Annotated in this window: 1 protein-coding gene and 1 pseudogene; one reads left to right on the forward strand and one right to left on the reverse strand. The window is 63.8% G+C overall.

Annotation, left to right across the window (positions count from 1 at the left end):
• Window positions 1-262 (forward strand): annotated as a pseudogene (locus tag AOZ13_RS13555) (cell division control protein Cdc6); the annotation flags it as partial.
• On the opposite strand, the gene AOZ13_RS13560 reads toward AOZ13_RS13555, so the two are convergent.
• Entirely contained in the window at window positions 192-1271 is a 1080-nt protein-coding gene (locus AOZ13_RS13560; RefSeq protein WP_021780876.1) for an orc1/cdc6 family replication initiation protein, read from the reverse strand. The pseudogene AOZ13_RS13555 and the gene AOZ13_RS13560 sit on opposite strands and share 71 nt — an antisense overlap.
• Window positions 1272-1573 lie beyond the last annotated feature (302 nt).

Below are 1573 nucleotides of genomic sequence, written 5' to 3' on the forward strand. Positions count from 1 at the left end.
GGACGTCGCGACGAGCACCGATCACGATCCGCTGGCAATGCGGAGTCTCCACGCGCACCTCTCCGATCTCGTGATGCTCGGCATCCTCGAACGCCACGAGCGCAACGAGGGCCGCAGCGGCGGCGCGTACTACGAGTACGAACTCGGCGTCGCCCTCGACGCGGTCGTCACCACGCTCGACGGACTCGCCATCACGAAGAACCTCGACACCGACCGCCTCCGCACCGCGGCGGAGCGACAGGGTCGCATCGATCCGACCTGACGAATCCGGTGCTCGTCGCGACGTCCTCGTAGCGATCGTAGATCGTCTGGCGACGGACCGGCATCTCCTCGCCGAACACCGTCAGCGCCGTGATCGTGTAGAGCGTGAGGTGGTCGTGACTCGTCAGATCCTTCATCGACTCCTCGATCTGGCGTTTCTCCAGCCGCGAGCGTGCGTTGCGAACGTGGTGCTCGGTGACGTTCCCGTCGCCGTTGCGCCGCGCGAGGTCGCCCGCCTCGAAGAGCAGATCGAGGGCCTGCCTCGCACTCCCCCGGTCTTGGGCGGCGAGGGCCGAGCAGAGCGGGACGACGTCCTCGGAGAGCACGCCGTCCTCGAACGCGAGCGTCGAGCGTTTATCGAGGATGTTTCGGAGTTCGTTCCCGTCGTACGGGGGGAAGTGGATCTCGCGCTCGCAGAGCGTGTCCTCGACCCGGGGATCGAGTTGTTCGCGGAACTTGAAGTCGTTCGAGATGCCGATGATCCCGACCTTCGCGTCGTGGAGGTTCTCGTTCGATCGCGCCCGCGGGATCTGGTAGAGCAAGCTGTCGTCGTCGCCGATGTAGTCGATTTCGTCGAGGACGACGAGAATGGTGCCACCGACCTCCTCTAACTCCGCCCAGAGCATGTCGTAGACGGCGTCGCGGGGATAGCCGGTCGTCGAGATCTGCTCGCCCTCCTCGCGGAGTTCGTTCACGAGGTTGACCGCGACGCGATAGGAGGACGTGAGGTGCTCGCAGTTGAGGTAGACCGTCGTGATATCGAGATCGTCGTATCGCTCGGCGTCGCGTTCGAGGTGTGAGAGGAGGTATTTCGTGGCGACGGTCTTCCCGACGCCGGTCTTCCCGTAGAGGAAGATGTTCCGTGGTTGTTTGCCATTGATGACCGGCTGGAAGTACGCCTTGTACTCCTCTAGCTCCTCGTCTCGCTCCTCGATGCGTTCCGGTTGGTAGTCATCGCGGAGCACGTCTTCGTCGTCGAAGACGGCGTGAGTCCGCTCGAAAACCGTCATGACCCGACGGAATCGCCCACTGGATTAAAACCCACCGATGCAACTGTTGTAAGTGTTGCACCTGTTTCGTTCGTTCGGACGTCGCGCCCTCTGACGTGTCGAAACAACAACCGATATCGCACCCGGCCGACCACCCCCCCTCCCCCCTCGTTCCGCGAAACACTTGCAGCAGTGGTGTGTGGGGGATGGTGGACGATCGATGTCGGTGTGGGTGATGGGCGGGCCGCGTTCCACACCGCGACCGCGACCGCGTCCGCCATCACCGCGACCGCCATCACCGCCATCACCGCGACCGCCATCAC

Source organism: Halarchaeum acidiphilum MH1-52-1 (assembly GCF_000474235.1).
GTDB lineage: Archaea > Halobacteriota > Halobacteria > Halobacteriales > Halobacteriaceae > Halarchaeum > Halarchaeum acidiphilum.

Bases quoted from the DNA above. Each gene is read 5' to 3' on its own strand.
- AOZ13_RS13560 (WP_021780876.1), bottom strand. From the start codon at position 1,271: ATGACGGTTTTCGAGCGGACTCACGCCGTCTTCGACGACGAAGACGTG.